General features: G+C 60.5%; 16 protein-coding genes. 5 read left to right on the top strand and 11 right to left on the bottom strand.

Annotation, left to right across the window (positions count from 1 at the left end; genetic code table 11):
• The first annotated feature begins 59 nt into the window (after window positions 1-59).
• Window positions 60-1145 carry a dimethylsulfone monooxygenase SfnG gene (sfnG, locus tag FPT15_RS25875; RefSeq protein ID WP_145165670.1) on the top strand — a complete coding sequence of 362 codons (1086 nt, stop codon included), beginning with the start codon at window positions 60-62 and terminating at the stop codon, window positions 1143-1145.
• On the opposite strand, the gene FPT15_RS25870 is transcribed toward sfnG, so the two are convergent.
• Window positions 1129-2229, bottom strand: coding sequence for a GNAT family N-acetyltransferase/peptidase C39 family protein (locus tag FPT15_RS25870; protein WP_145165669.1), 1101 nt, complete (start codon window positions 2227-2229; stop codon window positions 1129-1131). The genes sfnG and FPT15_RS25870 overlap by 17 nt on opposite strands.
• Window positions 2230-2323: 94 nt before the next feature.
• Between FPT15_RS25870 and FPT15_RS25865 the strand changes: the two genes are divergently transcribed.
• Window positions 2324-3910: a RimK family protein gene (locus tag FPT15_RS25865; protein ID WP_145165668.1), complete on the top strand. Its 1587-nt coding sequence runs from the start codon at window positions 2324-2326 to the stop codon at window positions 3908-3910.
• A 6-nt stretch (window positions 3911-3916) separates the two neighbouring features.
• Window positions 3917-4855: a magnesium transporter CorA family protein gene (locus tag FPT15_RS25860; RefSeq protein WP_145165667.1), complete on the top strand. Its 939-nt coding sequence runs from the start codon at window positions 3917-3919 to the stop codon at window positions 4853-4855.
• A gap of 443 nt (window positions 4856-5298) precedes the next feature.
• Here the strand turns inward: FPT15_RS25860 and map are convergent, their stop codons facing one another.
• Both map and FPT15_RS25850 read right to left on the bottom strand, forming a co-directional pair.
• Window positions 5299-6054, bottom strand: coding sequence for a type I methionyl aminopeptidase (gene map / locus FPT15_RS25855; RefSeq protein ID WP_145165666.1), 756 nt, complete (start codon window positions 6052-6054; stop codon window positions 5299-5301).
• Entirely contained in the window at window positions 6054-6254 is a 201-nt protein-coding gene (locus tag FPT15_RS25850; RefSeq protein ID WP_003190946.1) for a ParD-like family protein, read from the bottom strand. The genes map and FPT15_RS25850 overlap by 1 nt, the downstream gene beginning before the upstream one ends.
• Window positions 6255-6526: 272 nt before the next feature.
• Here FPT15_RS25850 and ilvA point away from each other — a divergent pair, with 272 nt between their 5' ends.
• Entirely contained in the window at window positions 6527-7549 is a 1023-nt protein-coding gene (gene ilvA, locus FPT15_RS25845) for a threonine ammonia-lyase, biosynthetic (protein WP_145165665.1), read from the top strand.
• A gap of 220 nt (window positions 7550-7769) precedes the next feature.
• A complete protein-coding gene (locus FPT15_RS25840; RefSeq protein WP_145165664.1) occupies window positions 7770-8033 on the top strand; it encodes a DUF1652 domain-containing protein in 264 nt (87 codons plus the stop codon).
• Window positions 8034-8123: 90 nt separating this feature from the next.
• Here the strand turns inward: FPT15_RS25840 and FPT15_RS25835 are convergent, their stop codons facing one another.
• The 8 genes from FPT15_RS25835 to FPT15_RS25800 form a co-directional block, all read right to left on the bottom strand.
• Complete coding sequence (locus FPT15_RS25835) at window positions 8124-8393, bottom strand: DUF2790 domain-containing protein (protein WP_145165663.1); 270 nt, start codon at window positions 8391-8393, stop codon at window positions 8124-8126.
• A 221-nt stretch (window positions 8394-8614) separates the two neighbouring features.
• The gene (locus FPT15_RS25830; RefSeq protein ID WP_145165662.1) at window positions 8615-9553 is read right to left on the bottom strand and encodes a carbohydrate kinase; all 939 of its coding nucleotides are present in this window, start codon (window positions 9551-9553) and stop codon (window positions 8615-8617) included.
• Between the two features lie 12 nt (window positions 9554-9565).
• A complete protein-coding gene (gene xylB, locus FPT15_RS25825; protein WP_145165661.1) occupies window positions 9566-11047 on the bottom strand; it encodes a xylulokinase in 1482 nt (493 codons plus the stop codon).
• A 139-nt stretch (window positions 11048-11186) separates the two neighbouring features.
• Window positions 11187-12668 carry a mannitol dehydrogenase family protein gene (locus tag FPT15_RS25820; protein WP_145165660.1) on the bottom strand — a complete coding sequence of 494 codons (1482 nt, stop codon included), beginning with the start codon at window positions 12666-12668 and terminating at the stop codon, window positions 11187-11189.
• Between the two features lie 16 nt (window positions 12669-12684).
• Window positions 12685-13788 carry an ABC transporter ATP-binding protein gene (locus FPT15_RS25815; protein ID WP_145165659.1) on the bottom strand — a complete coding sequence of 368 codons (1104 nt, stop codon included), beginning with the start codon at window positions 13786-13788 and terminating at the stop codon, window positions 12685-12687.
• Window positions 13789-13827: 39 nt separating this feature from the next.
• Window positions 13828-14658: a carbohydrate ABC transporter permease gene (locus tag FPT15_RS25810; RefSeq protein WP_016968929.1), complete on the bottom strand. Its 831-nt coding sequence runs from the start codon at window positions 14656-14658 to the stop codon at window positions 13828-13830.
• Window positions 14659-14668: 10 nt separating this feature from the next.
• Complete coding sequence (locus tag FPT15_RS25805) at window positions 14669-15595, bottom strand: carbohydrate ABC transporter permease (RefSeq protein ID WP_106577881.1); 927 nt, start codon at window positions 15593-15595, stop codon at window positions 14669-14671.
• A gap of 175 nt (window positions 15596-15770) precedes the next feature.
• Window positions 15771-17054: a sugar ABC transporter substrate-binding protein gene (locus tag FPT15_RS25800; RefSeq protein ID WP_372241497.1), complete on the bottom strand. Its 1284-nt coding sequence runs from the start codon at window positions 17052-17054 to the stop codon at window positions 15771-15773.
• Window positions 17055-17100 lie beyond the last annotated feature (46 nt).

The raw sequence follows: 17100 nt of genomic DNA, 5'->3' as shown, positions 1-17100 counted from the left end.
CGGCCTGGCACGCTTGCTGCTCTAGCCCTGGAACATCCCTTCGTGCGAGGTACTGCCAGATGAGTCAGCAAGCCGTGAAATTTGCCTATTGGGTGCCCAACGTCAGCGGTGGGCTGGTGGTCAGCAAGATCGAGCAACGCACCCATTGGGGCATCGACTACAACCGCAAACTGGCGCAGTTGGCCGAAGCGGCCGGTTTTGAATACGGCCTCACGCAAATTCGCTTCACCGCCGGCTACGGCGCGGAGAACCAGCATGAATCCGTAGCCTTCAGCCATGCGCTGCTGGCGGCGACCACCACGCTCAAGGTGATCGCGGCCATCTTGCCCGGCCCGTGGCAGCCGGCCTTGGCGGCCAAGCAACTGGCGACGATCGACCAGCTGACCAATGGCCGTATCGCGGTGAACATCGTCAGTGGCTGGTTCAAGGGCGAGTTCCAGGCCATCGGCGAACCCTGGCTGGAGCACGATGAGCGTTATCGCCGTTCCGAGGAGTTTATCCGCGCGTTGAAAGGCATCTGGACCCAGGACGACTTCACCTTCAAGGGCGACTTCTACCGCTTCAACAATTACACCCTCAAGCCCAAGCCCCTGGGCCAACCGGAAGTGTTCCAGGGCGGCAGCTCGCGCGCCGCGCGGGACATGGCGGCGCGCGTGTCGGACTGGTATTTCACCAACGGCAACACCCCGCAAGGCATCAAGGCTCAGGTCGATGACATTCGCGCCAAGGCGGCGGCGAATAACCATTCGGTCAAAGTCGGCGTAAACGCCTTTGTGATCGCCCGCGACACCGAAGAAGAAGCCCGCGCGGTGCTCGCCGAGATCATCGACAAGGCCGATCCGGAGGCGGTGAATGCCTTTGGTGACGCGGCCAGGCAGGCCGGCAAAGCCTCACCGGAAGGCGAGGGCAACTGGGCCAAATCCAGTTTCGAAGACCTGGTGCAGTACAACGACGGCTTCAAGACCAACCTGATCGGCACACCGCAGCAGATTGCCGAGCGCATCGTCGCGCTCAAGGCCGTGGGCGTGGACCTGGTGCTGGCGGGCTTCCTGCATTTCCAGGAGGAAGTCGAATACTTCGGCAAGCGCGTGTTGCCGCTGGTACGTGAGCTGGAAGCCAAGGCCGGGATCAAGCAAGTGGCTTGAACAGCACCACCGCCGCGCGCAACTTGTTGTTGCCAAAGCGGCACATGCGTTCGAACTCCCCGTGGCTGACCGGCAAGTGCTGGCAGTCCAGGGGCTGGCGGTGCTGGCTGTGGTCCACATCCGGGTCGTGCAGGTAGACGAAGTCGTCGTCGCAATCGGTGACCATCACCCAGTGTGGCGACTTGGAGCGGGTGAGGCGGTAGCTGCTGATCAACACCAGCGGCTGCCCGCCATCGCGCAGTACCTGCGGCAAATCCAACGCGCCGCCGAACACCTGCTCGACGTCGCTGCCGGCCAGTTCTTCTTCGAACGCCTCGTGCACCAGACGCATGACGTCCTTTTTATGCTGGTCGCGCACGCCGTCCAGAAACAGCGGGCCGCGCACATTCACCTGCATGCGTACGCGAAAGCCCCGACGCCACGCCGCCAGGGCCAGGCCTTGCGGGCTGCAGCCGCCGTGGCCGGCGGTCATGAACACGGTGGTGGCTTCACGCCAGATTTGCAGCTCTTCGCGCCGGCCGGCCACGCGCGTCGGCACCAGTGCGCCCATGGCCATCAGCAGGCACGCGGCGCCACAGGTGAAGTCGGTGGTTTGCTGGTAATACGGCACGTTTTGCGGGCGCGCGTCCTGGTGCTGAACGATGCGTTTTTCCAGGCGCAGGGCCGGTGCATGGTCTTCGTAATAGTCATTGATCAGCGCGAAGCGCCGGTAGCCATTGCGCTCGTACAGGGCGAGGGCGCCGGGGTTGTCGGTGCGCACTTCCAGGCGCAGGTAGGCGCAATCATGCGCCACGGCGCAGGCTTCGATGCGCGAAAGCAGCTGCTTGCCCAGGCCCATGCCGCGTGCGTGTTCGGCGATGGCGATGGAGTACAGGCGCGCCAGTGAGGTGCCGCGATGGAACAGCACCAAGGCGTAACCGAGCAAAACACCGTCATTTTCGGCAACGAGCAACTGGCCATGAGCGCGGCTGATCATCCACTGGAAACTGCGCGGCGAAAGCCGGTCGGTGGTGAAACAGTGCTGTTCCAGTGCCACCAGTTCGGGCACGTCAGCGGGGGTTGCAACGCGAAAGGAAAGAGCCATATGACCGCCGTAAAAGTTGCGTAACGAAACGGGACTTCTCTAAAAGATCGTGCTTAATAGAAAAGGTCGAGTTCTCTAAAGCGGATCAAATATTATGTCGGCGGTACAAAGTCATTGGCGTGAAGTATCCGAGCAAACTGTCGCGGCGACAATAACTTCCACGGGTTATTTTTCTCCTCCCCTTAAAGGCTCCAGTCAAGTTGTGATCATTGTCGAACGCAAGGAAGATTGGGCCTCCTACTTTCCCAGCGAAGACATCGTCACCGCGCAGGAATACCTTGAACAAACCCGCGAGAGCGAGACGGGCAAGCGCGTGCAGGTGATCAACCTGTGCCGCAGCTACAAATACCTGGGGCATGGTTATTACTGCTCGCTGTTGGCCGAGGCGCGCGGGCACAAGGTGATTCCGTCGGTGCGCACCATCAGTGAACTGACGAAAAAGTCGCTGTATGGCCTGTCGCTGGATGACCTGGATAAAACCCTCGATAAAGCCTTGAGTCATCATCTCTACAGCAATACCGAAGGCTTTACCCTGACACTTTACTTTGGTCGGACCAATATAGAACCGTTGCAGGAGTTGGCCCGTCAGTTGTTTGAAACCTTCCCGTGCCCGATCCTGTTAGTTGAGTTTCGCAAGAACAACGGCTGGCACATCGAAGGGGTCAAATCTGGCGTGTTGCACAAGTTGCGTGACGACCAGGAAGACCAGTTTGCCCACGCCCTGGACAACTTCAGCCGCAAGATCTGGCGCCAACCGCGTTCACGCAGGCTGGCCCGTTACGACCTGGCCATCCTGCACGATCCGCAGGAGCAATTGCCGCCCTCCAATGCCCGCGCCCTGGAAAACTTCGTGCGGGTCGGCAAGGGCCTGGGCATCGATGTGGAACTGATCGAGCGCAAGGATTACTCGCGCCTCGCCGAGTACGACGCCTTGCTGATCCGCGAGACCACCAGCGTCGACAATCACACCTACCGCTTCGCCAAAAAGGCCGAGAGCGAAGGCCTGGTGGTGATGGATGACCCGGCGTCGATCCTGCGCTGCACCAACAAGGTGTACCTCACCGACCTGCTCAACAGCCACCAGCTGGGGATGCCCGCCACCGAGATTCTGTACAAGGAGCGACCGGAAGATTTCGAGCGGGTGGGCGAGCGCCTGGGCTTCCCGCTGGTGTTGAAGATCCCCGACGGCTGTTTCTCGCGCGGTGTGATCAAGGTGGAAAGCCAGGAGGCCTTGCTCAAGGCCACCGCTGAATTGTTCGAGCATTCGGTGCTATTGCTGGCCCAGGAATTTTTCTACACCGAGTACGACTGGCGCATCGGTGTGCTCAACCGCAAGCCGATCTTTGCCTGCCAGTACTTCATGTCCAAGGGCCATTGGCAGATCTACAACCACAAGGCTATCGGCCAGGACATCAACGGCGAATGCCGTACCCTGGCGGTCCACGAAGCGCCCAAGGCGGTGGTGGAGCTGGCGGTGAAGACCGCCAACCTGATCGGCGACGGCCTTTACGGTGTTGACCTCAAGCAGTCCGGCGACAAGGTGGTGGTGATCGAGGTCAACGACAACCCGAACATGGACGCCGGTATCGAAGACGCCTACCTGCAAGACGACCTGTACGCCCTGGTGCTGGAGGAGTTCGTGCGGCGCCTGGAGTTGAAGCGCCAGGGCCAGGTGTGGTGACGCGCGATGATCCAGCGCTTTGAATTGACCGGTGGAAAGTTGTGCGGCGCAGGAGGTGATGATGCGCCGATCATGTTGTTCAACAACCCGGACCTGGCCGAACGTGAATGGCTGCGCGACCACCACAAGCTGGATGAACATGCGCTGGCCTCGGCCCTTGACCCGGATGAAGTGTCACGCATCGAATTTCACCCCGACAACCTGTTCCTGATCTGGAAACGCCCGGAAAACTACTCCGGCGGCGGCAACCTGGTGTTTGAGGTGTCGTCGTGCGGCTTGTTGTTTTCGCAGGATCGCCTGCTGGTGATTGCCACCGATGAAACCCCGCTGTCGGGGCTCGGCGCGCGCCGGCCGCTGCACACGCCGTTGGATGTGCTGCTTGATTTGTTGCTCAACAACATCCACCACTACCTGGGCCACCTCAAGGTGATCAAGCTGGTTGCGCGCGAATTGCAGCAACAGTTCAACGCGTCGATGAGCAACCATCACCTGATGCAGATGTTCAGCCTCAGCGAAAGCCTGATCTATTACATCAATGCGCTGCACAGCAACGGCGCGGTGCTGTCGCGGCTGCGTAATCACGCTGAAAAAGAGCATTTCAGTGCCGAGATCCTGGGGTTGATCGACGACCTGATCATCGAAAACCATCAGTGCTACAAGCAGGCGGAGATCTATTCCAATGTGTTTTCCGGATTGATCGACGCGCGTGGCAACCTGATGAACAACAGCATGAACAACCTGCTGCGCAAGTTGACCCTGATTAACGTGGTGTTCCTGCCGCTTAACCTGATTGCCAGTGTGGGTGGCATGTCGGAATTCAGCATGATGACGGCGGGTACGCCGTGGTGGGTGTCGTACCCGCTGCTGATGGCCGCGATGGCGTTGGGGGCCGGCTTGATGGTGCTTGGGCTCAAGCGAATGGCGGGTGGGGCAAGTGTGGTGTGATGGGAGTACAGAGCCGTTGTTGCGGTAAGGCCGGCTTGGTAATGCGCTGGGGGCCTGCGTTCCACAGCGCATCACCCTGATGTCATCCGATCCAAAAATGTGGGAGCGGGCTTGCTCGCGAAGGCAGTGTGTCAGCTACACATGAGTTGACTGACCCACCGCCTTCGCGGGCAAGCCCGCTCTCACAATTTGACCGAGTTCACCTACCAGCACCGCGGTGCTTTGCTTTTCTGTGGGAGCTGGCTTGCCTGCGATGCAGGCACCTCGGTCCATCAGGTACTCCGGGTTGATGCCATCGCAGGCAATCCAGCTCCCACATTAGAGTGGGTTCAGCTTCCAAAATCAGGCCGCCTCGGCTTTGCTTGTGATCTAACCACTCAACTGCCGTCACCCCAAAAATGGGTATGCCCCAGCACCAGCCGCCACACCCACATCTACACGCCTCAATCCGTTACCTGCAAGGTAAGCACCTCAAACCCGTCGGCCGTTACCGCCACGGTATGCTCCCACTGCGCCGACAGGCTGTTGTCCTTGGTCACCACCGTCCAGCCATCTTTCAAGTCGCGCACCTTGGCGCTGCCCTGGTTAAGCATCGGCTCGATGGTAAACACCATGCCTTCACGCAGTTCCAGGCCGGTGCCGGGGCGGCCGAAGTGGAGGATTTGCGGTTCTTCATGCATCTGGCGGCCGATACCATGGCCACAGTATTCGCGCACCACGCTGTAGCCGTTGGCCTGCGCATGGCTCTGGATCGCATGGCCGATATCACCCAGGCGCGCGCCCGGCCTGACTTGGCGAATGCCGGCCCACATGGCTTCAAAGGTCTGTTCCACCAGGCGCCGCGCCTTGGGCGCCACGGTGCCGATCATGTACATCTTGCTGGCGTCAGCGATAAAGCCGCCTTTTTCCAGGGTGATGTCGATGTTGATGATGTCGCCGTCCTTGAGAATAGCCTTGGCGCTGGGCATGCCATGGCACACCACCTCGTTGATCGAGGTGTTGATGCAGAACGGATAGTCATATTGCCCCAGGCTTGCCGGGCGGGCTTTGAGGTCGTTACGAATGAACGCCTCGACGGCGCTGTCCAGCTCCAGGGTGGAGCGGCCGGCGGCGACAAAGCCGTCAAGCATGTCGAAAACCTGGGCCAGCAGACGTCCGGATTCACGCATCACTGCCAGTTGGGCGGCGGTCTTGATCATCAGCTGCGCCCCCGGATCAGGTCGGGCTTGTCCAGCAACAGTTTGTTGATCAGCTCGTTGTAGGGCAGGTGTGGGTTGAGTTCGGCGAGCAGGCCGATCTTGATCCAGAACTCGGCCTGGGCGTTGATGGAGCGGTCCATGGCAGCGCTGGCCAGGCGAAGCTGTTCGTGCAATTGGTCGGTGATCTTGACGATGCCCATGACGTTCACTGTGTGGAATTGATATACAAAGCGTATACGTTTCGTATGTTGTCCGTAAACCCCTGCCGGATAATGGGTAGTTGGGCATTGACGTGGCCGGTGAGTGGCGGTTAATTTCGTGACATGACATTTCAAGCCTTTCGCAGCCAGCCAAGCATTATTACCGCCATTCCTCATATGGCGGGATAGCACACGGCTGTACCCAAACCCGCCCTAGAGGCGGGTTTTGTTTTTCCGTCTCAGGGCCCTGTAAAAAAGCCAGGAGACACCCCATGAGCATGTGCCCCGTCCCCCACACCGCTGATACGGCATTGCTTGAACACTATGTGAAAAAGATTCTCGCCGCCCCTGTATATGACCTGGCAGTGCGCACCCCCTTGCAAGCGGCACCGGCGCTCTCGGCATTGCTGGGCAATCAGGTGTTGCTCAAGCGCGAAGACCTGCAGCCGACTTTTTCTTTCAAAATCCGCGGGGCGTACAACAAATTGGTGCAGCTCACGCAGGCGCAAAAGGCGCGGGGCGTGGTGACGGCGTCGGCGGGCAACCACGCCCAAGGTGTAGCGCTGGCGGCGCGCGAATTGGGGATCAAGGCAAGCATTGTGATGCCGTGCACCACGCCTGAGCTGAAGGTGCTCGGCGTTCGCTCCCGAGGCGCCGAGGCGGTGCTGCACGGTGAGAGCTTTGCGTTTGCCCTGGCGCATGCCCTGCAATTGGCCGAGACCTCGGGTTGCACCTTTGTCTCGCCGTTCGATGACCCGGACGTGATCGCCGGCCAAGGCACCGTGGCGATGGAAATTCTGCGCCAGCAACAGGGCGCGCTGGACGCGATCTTCGTGCCGGTGGGCGGCGGCGGTTTGATCGCCGGGATCGCGGCGTACGTCAAATACCTGCGGCCCCAGGTGCGCATCGTCGGTGTCGAGCCTGAGCGGTCCAGCTGCCTGTTGGCGGCGCTGCGCGCGGGCGAGCGCGTGGTGTTGCCCAGCGTGGACGGGTTTGCCGACGGCACGGCCGTGGCGCAGATCGGCGCTTATGGTTTTGAAATCTGCCGCGACTGGGTGGACGAAGTCATTACTGTCAGCAACGACCAGCTGTGCAGCGCGATCAAGTTGATCTATGACGATACGCGTTCCATCACCGAGCCATCCGGGGCACTGGCGGTAGCGGGCATCCGCAAGTACATGGCGCAAAACGCGCTGCGTGGGCAAACCTTGGTGGCAGTGAACTCCGGGGCAAATATCAACTTTGATAGTTTGCGACATGTTGCAGAAAGAGTCGCAGCACAGGGTTCAAATTAGTGCATAACCGTTTAATCAACGCTGTTCGCCGAGAATTTGCGCGCAGTTCCAAGACTTATATAACCGCGCGTGCCGCTTATGAGGAAAAGTTACAACGAGAATGGATTTTGCCGAGTACGCTGGTGATTGTAAGCGTCTTCCAGGGTCGGTAAGACGTGGCAGACACGCATCTGCCGGACATAACAATCTGTTGGCAGTCTCATGAAAGGAGAGGTTGGCCATGCTTTCGGAATTAGAACTTCGCAGTATTATTGAAGGAAGTTTCCTGCCTAAACGGTGCGAATGCACCAAAGCCGAAGATGCTTCGTTGACGATCAAAGTCTATGACGACCGTGACCGCGACCGAGTGGATTTGGAAGTAAAAGGTATAAACGCTGACAAACTCGACAGCAGTCGAGCCATTTGCAACCTGATCAGCGGGTTGCGTGAAGACCTCAAGCACACCCATTCGCCCGCTCTGCAAAGAGTGGGAGGGCGCGGCTAGTAATCAGGCGTTGTGCGAGGTTGAGTCACTGGGGAACTGCGGGCCTGGTAGAAGCCAGGCCCAATACGGTTCTGTCGCCAGTGTAAGGAATCAATTCTGGAAATCGCAGGCTTCGGACATTTTCCGGTAGCCGACGTCTTCGACTTTGCCCGCGGTGTCGACAAACTTGATATCGGCGTTGATGACTTTGCAAACGTTGGTGTCGGTTTCATGCATCGCAATCACCGTTTTAACGTTCATGGGCATGCCGTACTGGTAGGGCACCGGTTTGGTCGCTGTGGCTTGGGTATCTGCCTGGGCCAGGCCCGAGACGGTTGCCAGCGCCAATGCGCCGCCAAGCATCAAAGTGCGCAGTTTCATGGTAGTTCTCCGCAAGTGGGTACACCTTCACTCTCGGCTCGCGGGATTAACCATCGATTAATTTTGCCTTGGCTGACAAAACCTTCATCTTTTTTACCAGCGCACGGTGTTGGCCGACATACAGCCCAACGCGTTGGATGTACCCGTCGCGGTCAGCAGGCTTTGCTCGCCCTGACGCTGACTGCAAGCCACGAAAATACGTGGCCTGCAGTCATGGGCAATCAGCCCAGCTGAGCGCGGTACGGCAAGTCCGGCCCGGTCTTGCTGCACGTCAGGGCGGCGGCGCGAATGGCGAAGTCGAGCATGCTGTCGATCTGCTCACGCGACAGCTGCTGCAGGCCCTCTACGGAGTCAAGCTGCTGCTCGGTCAGCCAGGCAATCAACGCCGCCTGGAAGGTATCACCGGCACCCACGGTGTCGGCGATCACCACCTTGACCGCCGTTGCAGACCAACTGCCGTGCTGGCGACTGAACACCGTTGCGCCGTCGCCGCCTCGGGTCAGAAACACCAGTTGGCAACGGTGCTGCAACCAGCCTTGCAGCACGCTTTCCGGTGACTGGTCGGGGTAGAGCAGGTGCAAGTCTTCGTCGCTGACTTTGATTAGGTCGGCATGCTTGACCAACTCGCCCACGCGATCACGCCACAGTTGGATATCCGGCTGCGGGTTGAGCCGCACGTTGGGGTCCAGGCTGATCAGGCGTTTGCCGCTTTCGCGCTTGACCAGGTTCAGCAGCGTGTCGCCGATGGGTTGCACCACCAGCGAAAACGAACCGATGTGCAGCCCACGAATTTCATGGCCCAGCGTGGGCAAATGCACCACCCGCAGCTGGCGGTCGGCGCAGCCTTCGTCGCGAAAGCTGTATTGCGGTGAGCCATTGGCGCCCACAGCCACCATCGCCAGCGTGGTCGGCGCGGGGAATTCCACCAGAAATTGCTCACTCACGCCCTCGTCCTTGAGCACTTGCAGCAAGCGCTGGCCGAGAAAATCATTGGACAACCCGCCGAACAACGCGGAGTCGATGCCCAGACGGCGCAAGCCCACGGCCACGTTGAACGGCGAGCCGCCGGCAATCGCCTTGTAATTGACCTTGGACGCCTGACCGCTGGCATCCTCCTCGCTGAAAAAATCAAACAGCGCTTCGCCACACACCAGATACATAGTCGTTCGCTCTTAAAGGGTTGCCACGAGTTGTTGATAGCGCTCGTAAGCGTGTTGGTAGGCACTGACACTGGCCGCCACCGGCAGCGTGCGGCTGGCCGGATCGACGCTGACGCATTTGTCGCACAAGCTGGCCAGGGACTCGCCGGACTGGCTCCACGCCGCCTGGATCGCCGCGCCCAGGGCGGCGGCTTCGCTTTGTTCGGTGCAGACCACTTCGGTGTTCATGATATCGGCGACCATCTGACGCCACACCGGGCTTTTTGAACCGCCGCCGATCAGGCGGATGCGCAGGCTTTGCAGGCCGCTCTGGCGCAGCAGGTCCAGGCCATAACGCAGCCCAAAGGTGGTGCCCTCGACCACCGCACGGCAGAGGTTGGCGCGCGTCAGGTTGGTCATGGTCAAGCCGTGCACGCTGCCGGTGGCGTGGGGCAGGGCGGGCACACGTTCGCCGTTGAGAAAGGGCAGCATGCTGACGCCGTCGGCGCCAATCGGTGCCTGGGCGACCAAGGCGTTGAAGGCGGCCAGGTCGAGGTCGAACAATTCGCGTATCACGCCGGTGGCGTTGGTCAGGTTCATCGTGCAAATCAACGGCAGCCAACCGCCGCTGGAGGAGCAGAAGGTCGCCACCGACGCTTGTGGGCTCACAGTCGGCTGATCGGCAAACGCATACACGGTGCCCGACGAACCCAGGCTCATGGTGATCACGCCGGGCGCGATGTTGCCGGTGCCGATGGCGCCCATCATGTTGTCGCCGCCGCCGCTGGAGACCCTGGCGTTGGGGTTGATGCCCAGGCGTTCGGCGATGGCGGGCAGGATCGTGCCCACGCTTTGATTCGCCTCGATCAGTTCAGGCAGGGCAGCTTGCAGGCGGCCGCTGGGGTCGATGTGCTGAAGCAGCGCCACGTCCCATTCGCGCGTGCGCACGTTGAAATAGCCGGTGCCCGACGCATCGCCGAATTCCGCGACGGCGCGGCCGGTGAGCCAGAAGTTGAGGTAATCGTGGGGTAGCAAGATATGCGCGATGCGTGCGAACACGTCCGGGTGCTGCTCGCGGGTCCACAGCAGTTTGGACACGGTGTAACCCGGTGCAATCGCCACGCCGAGGCGTTCCAGGGAGCCGCTTTCGCCACCCAGGTGTTGCAGCAGGCGGTCGTTTTCCGGTGCGGTTTCGGTGTCGCACCAGAGTTTGGCCGGGCGCAGCACCTGGCCCTGGTCATCCAGCAGCACCAGGCCGTGTTGCTGGCCGGAAACGCCGATGCCGAGGATGTCCTGGCCGTCCACGCCGGCCTGCTGCAAGGCGCGGTGCGTGGCTTCGGTAAAGGCGTCCAGCCATTCCTGGGTATGTTGTTCGCGCCGGCCATTGGCGCCGCTGATCAGCGTGTGCGCAGCGGCGCCCAGGCCCAGTACCTTGCCGCTTGTGGCGTCGAGGACGATGGCCTTGGTGCCTTGGGTGCCGCAGTCGATGCCAAGGTAAAGGTTTTGCTGGGTCATGGTGGAGTGCTCAGCAGTGTTGTTGTTTTGGATTGAAAACCCGATCAACGGTGGGAGGGGGCTTGCCCCCGAAAGCAGTGGGTCAGTGAAGGGCATTTGACTGATACACCGCCATCGGGGCAAGCCCCCTCCCGCAGGGTTAAGCCGGTTTCTTCAGGAGGTGCTGCAGGGTTGCGGTAACGCCGTTATCGCGAAGGCTTGCATAGCACCGCTCAAACGCTGCCACAAACTCGGGAGAGTTGGGAATAGCCTTGCCAAAAATCTCCTCCACACCCAGCAACCGCTGGCTGATCAACGCATCATCGCTCACCAGTCCCTGACAGAACGCCGCGCGCGGATCAGGGATTTTGTAGCTCACGCCATTCTCATCGACGCCCTTCAAGTACAGCGCCCAGGCCGCGACCACCAGCGCCGCGCGCTCGGTCTCACGCCCATCGGCAATCAAGCGATTGATGGTTGGCACGGTGAACTTGGGAAACTTCGACGACCCGTCCGAACACACCCGCTCCAACTGGTCGGCAATCGCCTGATTGGAGAAGCGATCCACCAGAGTCTGCTTGTACTCGGTCAGGTCGATGCCCGGCACCGGCGCCAGGTTTGGCGTAACGTCCAGGTCCATATAGGCGCGCATGTAAGCCACAAACACCGGGTCGTTCATGGTCTCGTGCACAAACCGGTAACCCTTGAGAAAACCCAGGTAAGTCAGGGCCAGGTGGCTGCCGTTGAGCAGGCCGATCTTCATCTCTTCGTAGGGCGTGACGTCATCGGTGAACTGTACGCCGACCTTTTCCCAGGCCGGGCGTCCATTGACGAACTTGTCTTCCAGCACCCACTGCACGAAGGGTTCGCACACCACAGGCCAAGCATCGTCGATGCCATGGTCGTCATGCAGCTGCAAGCGGTGGGCGGTGCTGGTCATCGGCGTGATGCGGTCGACCATGGCGTTCGGGAAGCTCACGTTGGCCTTGATCCACGCGTGCAGCTCGGCGTTGTGCAGGGCGGCGAAGGCCAGCAGCGCTTTGCGCGTGACGGCGCCGTTGTGCGGCAGGTTATCGCAGGACATCACCGTAAACGCCGGCACACCGGCCGCGCGACGTTGGGTAAGCGCCGCGCAGATAAAGCCGAACACGGTTTTCGGCGATTCGGGGTGCGCCAGGTCATGCTGGATCTGCGGCAGGTGGGCCATGAACTCGCCGTTGCTGTCGTCGATGCAGTAGCCGCCTTCGGTGATGGTCAACGAAACGATGCGAATCTGCGGGTCGGCCAGCTTGTCGATCAACGCCTGGGCGCCGTCTTCGGCCAGCAGCATGTCGCTGATCGAGCCGATTACGCGCACTTCGGTGTCGTCGGTATCGCCCAGTTCATACAGGGTGAACAGGTAATCCTGGCCAGCCAGGTCATCGCGGGCCTTGCGGTCTTCAGCGCGCAGGCCGACCCCACAGATGCTCCAGTCGAGGCCCTCGCCTGTGTTCATCAATGCGTCGGTGTAATACGCCTGGTGCGCGCGGTGGAAACCGCCGACGCCGATATGCGCGATGCCCTGCGTGGTGCTGGCAATCGCATAGGCCGGGATCTTCACGTGCGGCGCCAGTTGGGTCAGGTTCTGTTTATTCAGTTTCATCACAAATCTCGCGAAATCAGGCGGCAGCGCGCAGTGGACGGGCCACGGCCACGCCGTCGGTGTCGAACAGATGGCAGTGCGCCGGGTCCAGGTGCAGGTGCAGGGTCTCGCCGTACTGGCTGGCCATGTCACCACGAATGCGCATGGTCAGCGGCTCGCCGTTGGCGGTGATCACGTGGCAGAAGGTGTCGCTGCCCAGGCGTTCGCCAACGTCGGCGGTGACGGTCAGCGTGGTTTGGCCGGGCGAGGCGATTTCCAGGTGCTCCGGACGAATGCCCAAGGTCACTGCGCTGCCGACGCTCAGGGTGGCGCCGCTCAATGGCAGGCTGATGGTGGTGCCGGCGTCCAGTTGCACGTCGCAGCCCTGGCCTTCGACACGGGTGACTTTGCCCTTGAGAAAGCCCATTTTCGGCGTGCCCAGAAAACCTGCCACAAACAGGTTGGCCGGCTGGTGATACAGCTCCAGCGGCGAGCCGACTTGTTCAATGCGGCCGCTGTTGAGCACCACCACTTTGTCGGCCAGGGTCATGGCTTCGACCTGGTCGTGGGTCACGTAAATCATGGTCGCCTGCAGCTCTTTATGCAGGCGCGCCAGTTCCAGGCGCATCTGCACGCGCAGGGCGGCGTCGAGGTTGGACAGCGGTTCATCGAACAGGAAGATCTTCGGGTTACGCACAATCGCGCGGCCGATGGCCACACGCTGACGCTGGCCGCCGGACAACTGTTTGGGCTTGCGCTCCAGCAGCGGGCCGAGCTCAAGGATGCGCGCCGCTTCGCTGACCTTGCTTTCCACCAGCTTCTTGTCGACACCGGCCAGGTCCAGGGCAAACGACATGTTCTTGCGCACGCTCATGTGCGGGTACAGCGCGTAGGTCTGGAACACCATTGCCAGGTCGCGCTTGGCCGGGGTGACTTCGGTGATGTCGCGGCCATCGAGCTCGATGGTGCCTTCGGTGACTTCTTCAAGGCCGGCGATCAGACGCAGCAGGGTGGATTTACCGCAGCCCGAGGGGCCGACGAAGACCACGAATTCCTTGTCGTTCACTTCCAGGTCGATGCCCTTGATGATGGAAAAGCCTTCGAAGCCTTTTTGAAGATTCTTGATTTTCAGGTTGGCCATGGGATGGGCCTCCGCTTTGAATTTTTTATTGAAAGACCGTTATTTCACGGCGCCGAAGGACAAACCGCGCACCAGCTGTTTCTGGCTGATCCAGCCGAAAATCAGGATCGGCGCGCAGGCCAGGGTCGACACGGCCGACAATTTGGCCCAGAACAAGCCTTCGGGGCTGGAGTAAGAGGCGATCAGCGCGGTCAGCGGCGCGGCATTCGAGGAGGTCAGGTTCAACGACCAGAACGCCTCGTTCCAGCACAGGATCAGCGACAGCAACACCGTGGAAGCCAGGCCACCCTTGGCAATCGGCAGCAGCACGCGGACCATTTCCTGCCACAGCGTGGCGCCATCCAGGCGGGCGGCTTCGAGGATGTCCTTGGGGATGTCTTTGAAGTAGGTGTAAACCATCCACACCACAATCGGCAGGTTGATCAGGGTGTAGATGATGATCAGCGCGATGCGCGTATCCAGCAGGCCAAAGCTCTTGGCCAGCAGGTAGATCGGCATCAGCACGCCCACCGGCGGCAGCATCTTGGTGGACAGCATCCACAGCAGCGTGCCCTTGGTGCGCTGGGTTTCGTAGAACGCCATGGAGTAGGCGGCCGGTACCGAAATCAGCAGGCACAAGGCCGTGGCGCTGAACGAAATCACCACGGAGTTCCAGGCGTAGGCGAAGTAGTTGCTGCGCTCGTTGATGTGCAGGTAGTTCTCCAGCGTCGGCGTGAAGATGAACTGCGGCGGGGTGGCGAACGCGTCGATTTCGGTCTTGAAGCTGGTCAGCACCATCCAGAAGATCGGGAAGAAAATCAGGATCGCGATGGCCCAGGCCAGGGTGCCGAGCAACAGGCTTTGCAGGCGGCGAGATTGTTGAAGCGTCATGGCGCGGCCCTCAAGGCTTGTCAGTCAGGTTTTTGCCGATCATCCGCACCAGGATGATCGCCGCGATGTTGGCGATGACCACGGCAATCAAGCCGCCGGCCGAGGCCATGCCCACGTCAAACTGCACCAGCGCCTGGTTGTAGATCAGGTAGGCGAGGTTGGTCGAGGCGTACCCCGGACCACCGTTGGTGGTAGTGAAGATTTCGGCAAACACCGAGAGCAAAAAGATCGTTTCGATCATCACCACCACGGCAATCGGGCGCGCCAGGTGGGGCAGGGTCAGGTGCCAGAAGATCGCGATGGCGCCGGCACCGTCCAGGCGTGCGGCTTCCTTTTGTTCCTGGTCCAGGGACTGCATGGCGGTCATCAGCAGCAGGATGGCGAAGGGCAGCCATTGCCACGACACAATGATGATGATCGACAGCAACGGGTAGTGCGCCAGCCAGTCCACGGGCTCGGCGCCGAACAGCTTCCACACCGCGGCGAGAATCCCCGACACCGGATGAAAAATCAGGTTCTTCCAGATCAGCGCACCGACGGTGGGCATGATGAAGAACGGCGAAATCAACATCACCCGCACCACGCCACGGCCGAAAAACTCACTGGCCTCAAGCAAGGCGCTGATCAACACGCCGAACACCACGCTGATCAACAGCACGCTGCCCACCAGCAGCAAGGTATTGGTGGCGCCGGGCAGGAAGCCCGAGTCGGTGATGAAGTACGTGAAGTTTTCCAGGCCCACAAATTGGTTTTCGCCGGGGTAGAGCAGGTTGTAGCGGATCAGCGAAAAGTACAGGGTCATGCCCAGCGGCACGATCATCCACAGCAGCAGCAAGGCCACCGAGGGGCTGACGAGGAACCAGCCGGGGTTGGCCAGGCGGCTTTTGCGCGGCTTTTCAGGCGCGGCGGTTTGCACTTTGGCAGTGGTGGTATTCATAGGATCAGAACCAGTCAAGTACGTGCAGAGCGAGAGTCGAAGCGCGGTCAGTGTGGGAGCTGGCTTGCCTGCGATGGCATCAACTCGGTTTAAACAGAAAGACCGAGGTGTCTGTATCGCAGGCAAGCCAGCTCCCACATAACGCAGTTCCCACATTTACAGGGGGATGCCTGCTTTACTTGGGATAACCCGCCCGCTTCATTTCACGCTCGGTGGTGGTCTGCGCGGCGGTCAAGGCTTGATCCACCGTTTGCTGACCGGTCAGCGCGCCCGAGAAGAACTTGCCGACCTGGGTACCAATCGCCTGGAACTCAGGAATGGTCACCAACTGGATACCGATATACGGCACCGGCTTGAGGGTCGGTTTGGTCGGGTCGGCGACTTTCAGCGATTCCAGCGTTACCTTGGCGAACGGTGCGGCCTTCATGTATTCGTCGCTGTAGGTCGACTTGCGCGTGCCTGGCGGTACGTTGGCAATGCCGTCGGTCTTGGCCACGAGCTGGCTGTATTCCTTGGACGTCGCCCAACTGGTGAAGATCTTGGCGGCGTCCTTGGCTTTGGAGCTGGTGGGGATCGCCAGGCTCCAGGAGTACAGCCACGACGTGCCCTTGTCGGTCGTCTCGTGCGGGGCGAAGGTGAAGCCCACGTGGTCGGAGACCTTGCTCTGAGTCTTGTCGGTGACAAACGAGCCGGCCACGCTGGCATCGACCCAGATCGCGCACTTGCCGCTGTTGAACAGCGCCAGGTTTTCGTTGAAACCGTTGCTGGAAGCGCCCGGCGGGCCGGATTTCTTCATGTTGTCGACGTAGAAGTTCAGCGCGTCCTTCCACTCGGGGCCGTTGAATTCGGGTTGCCACTTCTCATCGAACCAGCGCGCGCCGTAGCCGTTGGCCAGGGTCGTGATCAGCGCCATGTTCTCACCCCAACCGGCTTTGCCGCGCAGGCACAGGCCGTACTGCTCTTTGGTCTTGTCGGTGAGTTTTGCTGCGAATTCGCCGATCTGGGTCCAGGTCGGGTGCTCGGGCATAGTCAGCCCGGCGTCCTTGAACAGGTCGGTGCGGTAGTAGGTGATCGAGCTTTCGGCGTAGAACGGCAGGGCGTACAGCGAGCCCTTGACGGACAAACCGTCACGCACCGAAGGGAAAACATCGTCGAGGTCGTAGGACGCCGGCAGATCCTTCATCGGCTCCAGCCAGCCTTTGGCGCCCCAGAGTGCGGCTTCGTACATGCCGATGGTCAGCACGTCGAACTGTCCGCCCTGGGTGGCGATGTCGGTGGTCAGGCGTTGGCGCAGCACGTTTTCTTCGAGCACCACCCAGTTCAACTTGATGTCCGGATGCTCGGTCTCGAAGGTCTTCGAGAGTTTTTGCATGCGGATCATGTCGCTGTTGTTGACGGTGGCAATGGTCAGGGTTTGCGCGCCAAAACTGACGGCGCTGAGGGTCATGCATACAGTCATGCAAGAACAGGCAAGCAGCGTTTTTGCTGTGAACTTCATCGCGCAC

This window comes from Pseudomonas sp. RGB, assembly GCF_007713445.1.
Lineage (GTDB): Bacteria > Pseudomonadota > Gammaproteobacteria > Pseudomonadales > Pseudomonadaceae > Aquipseudomonas.
The sequence above is the reverse complement of the archived record's forward strand: the minus strand, read 5'-3'. Positions and strand labels throughout refer to the sequence as shown.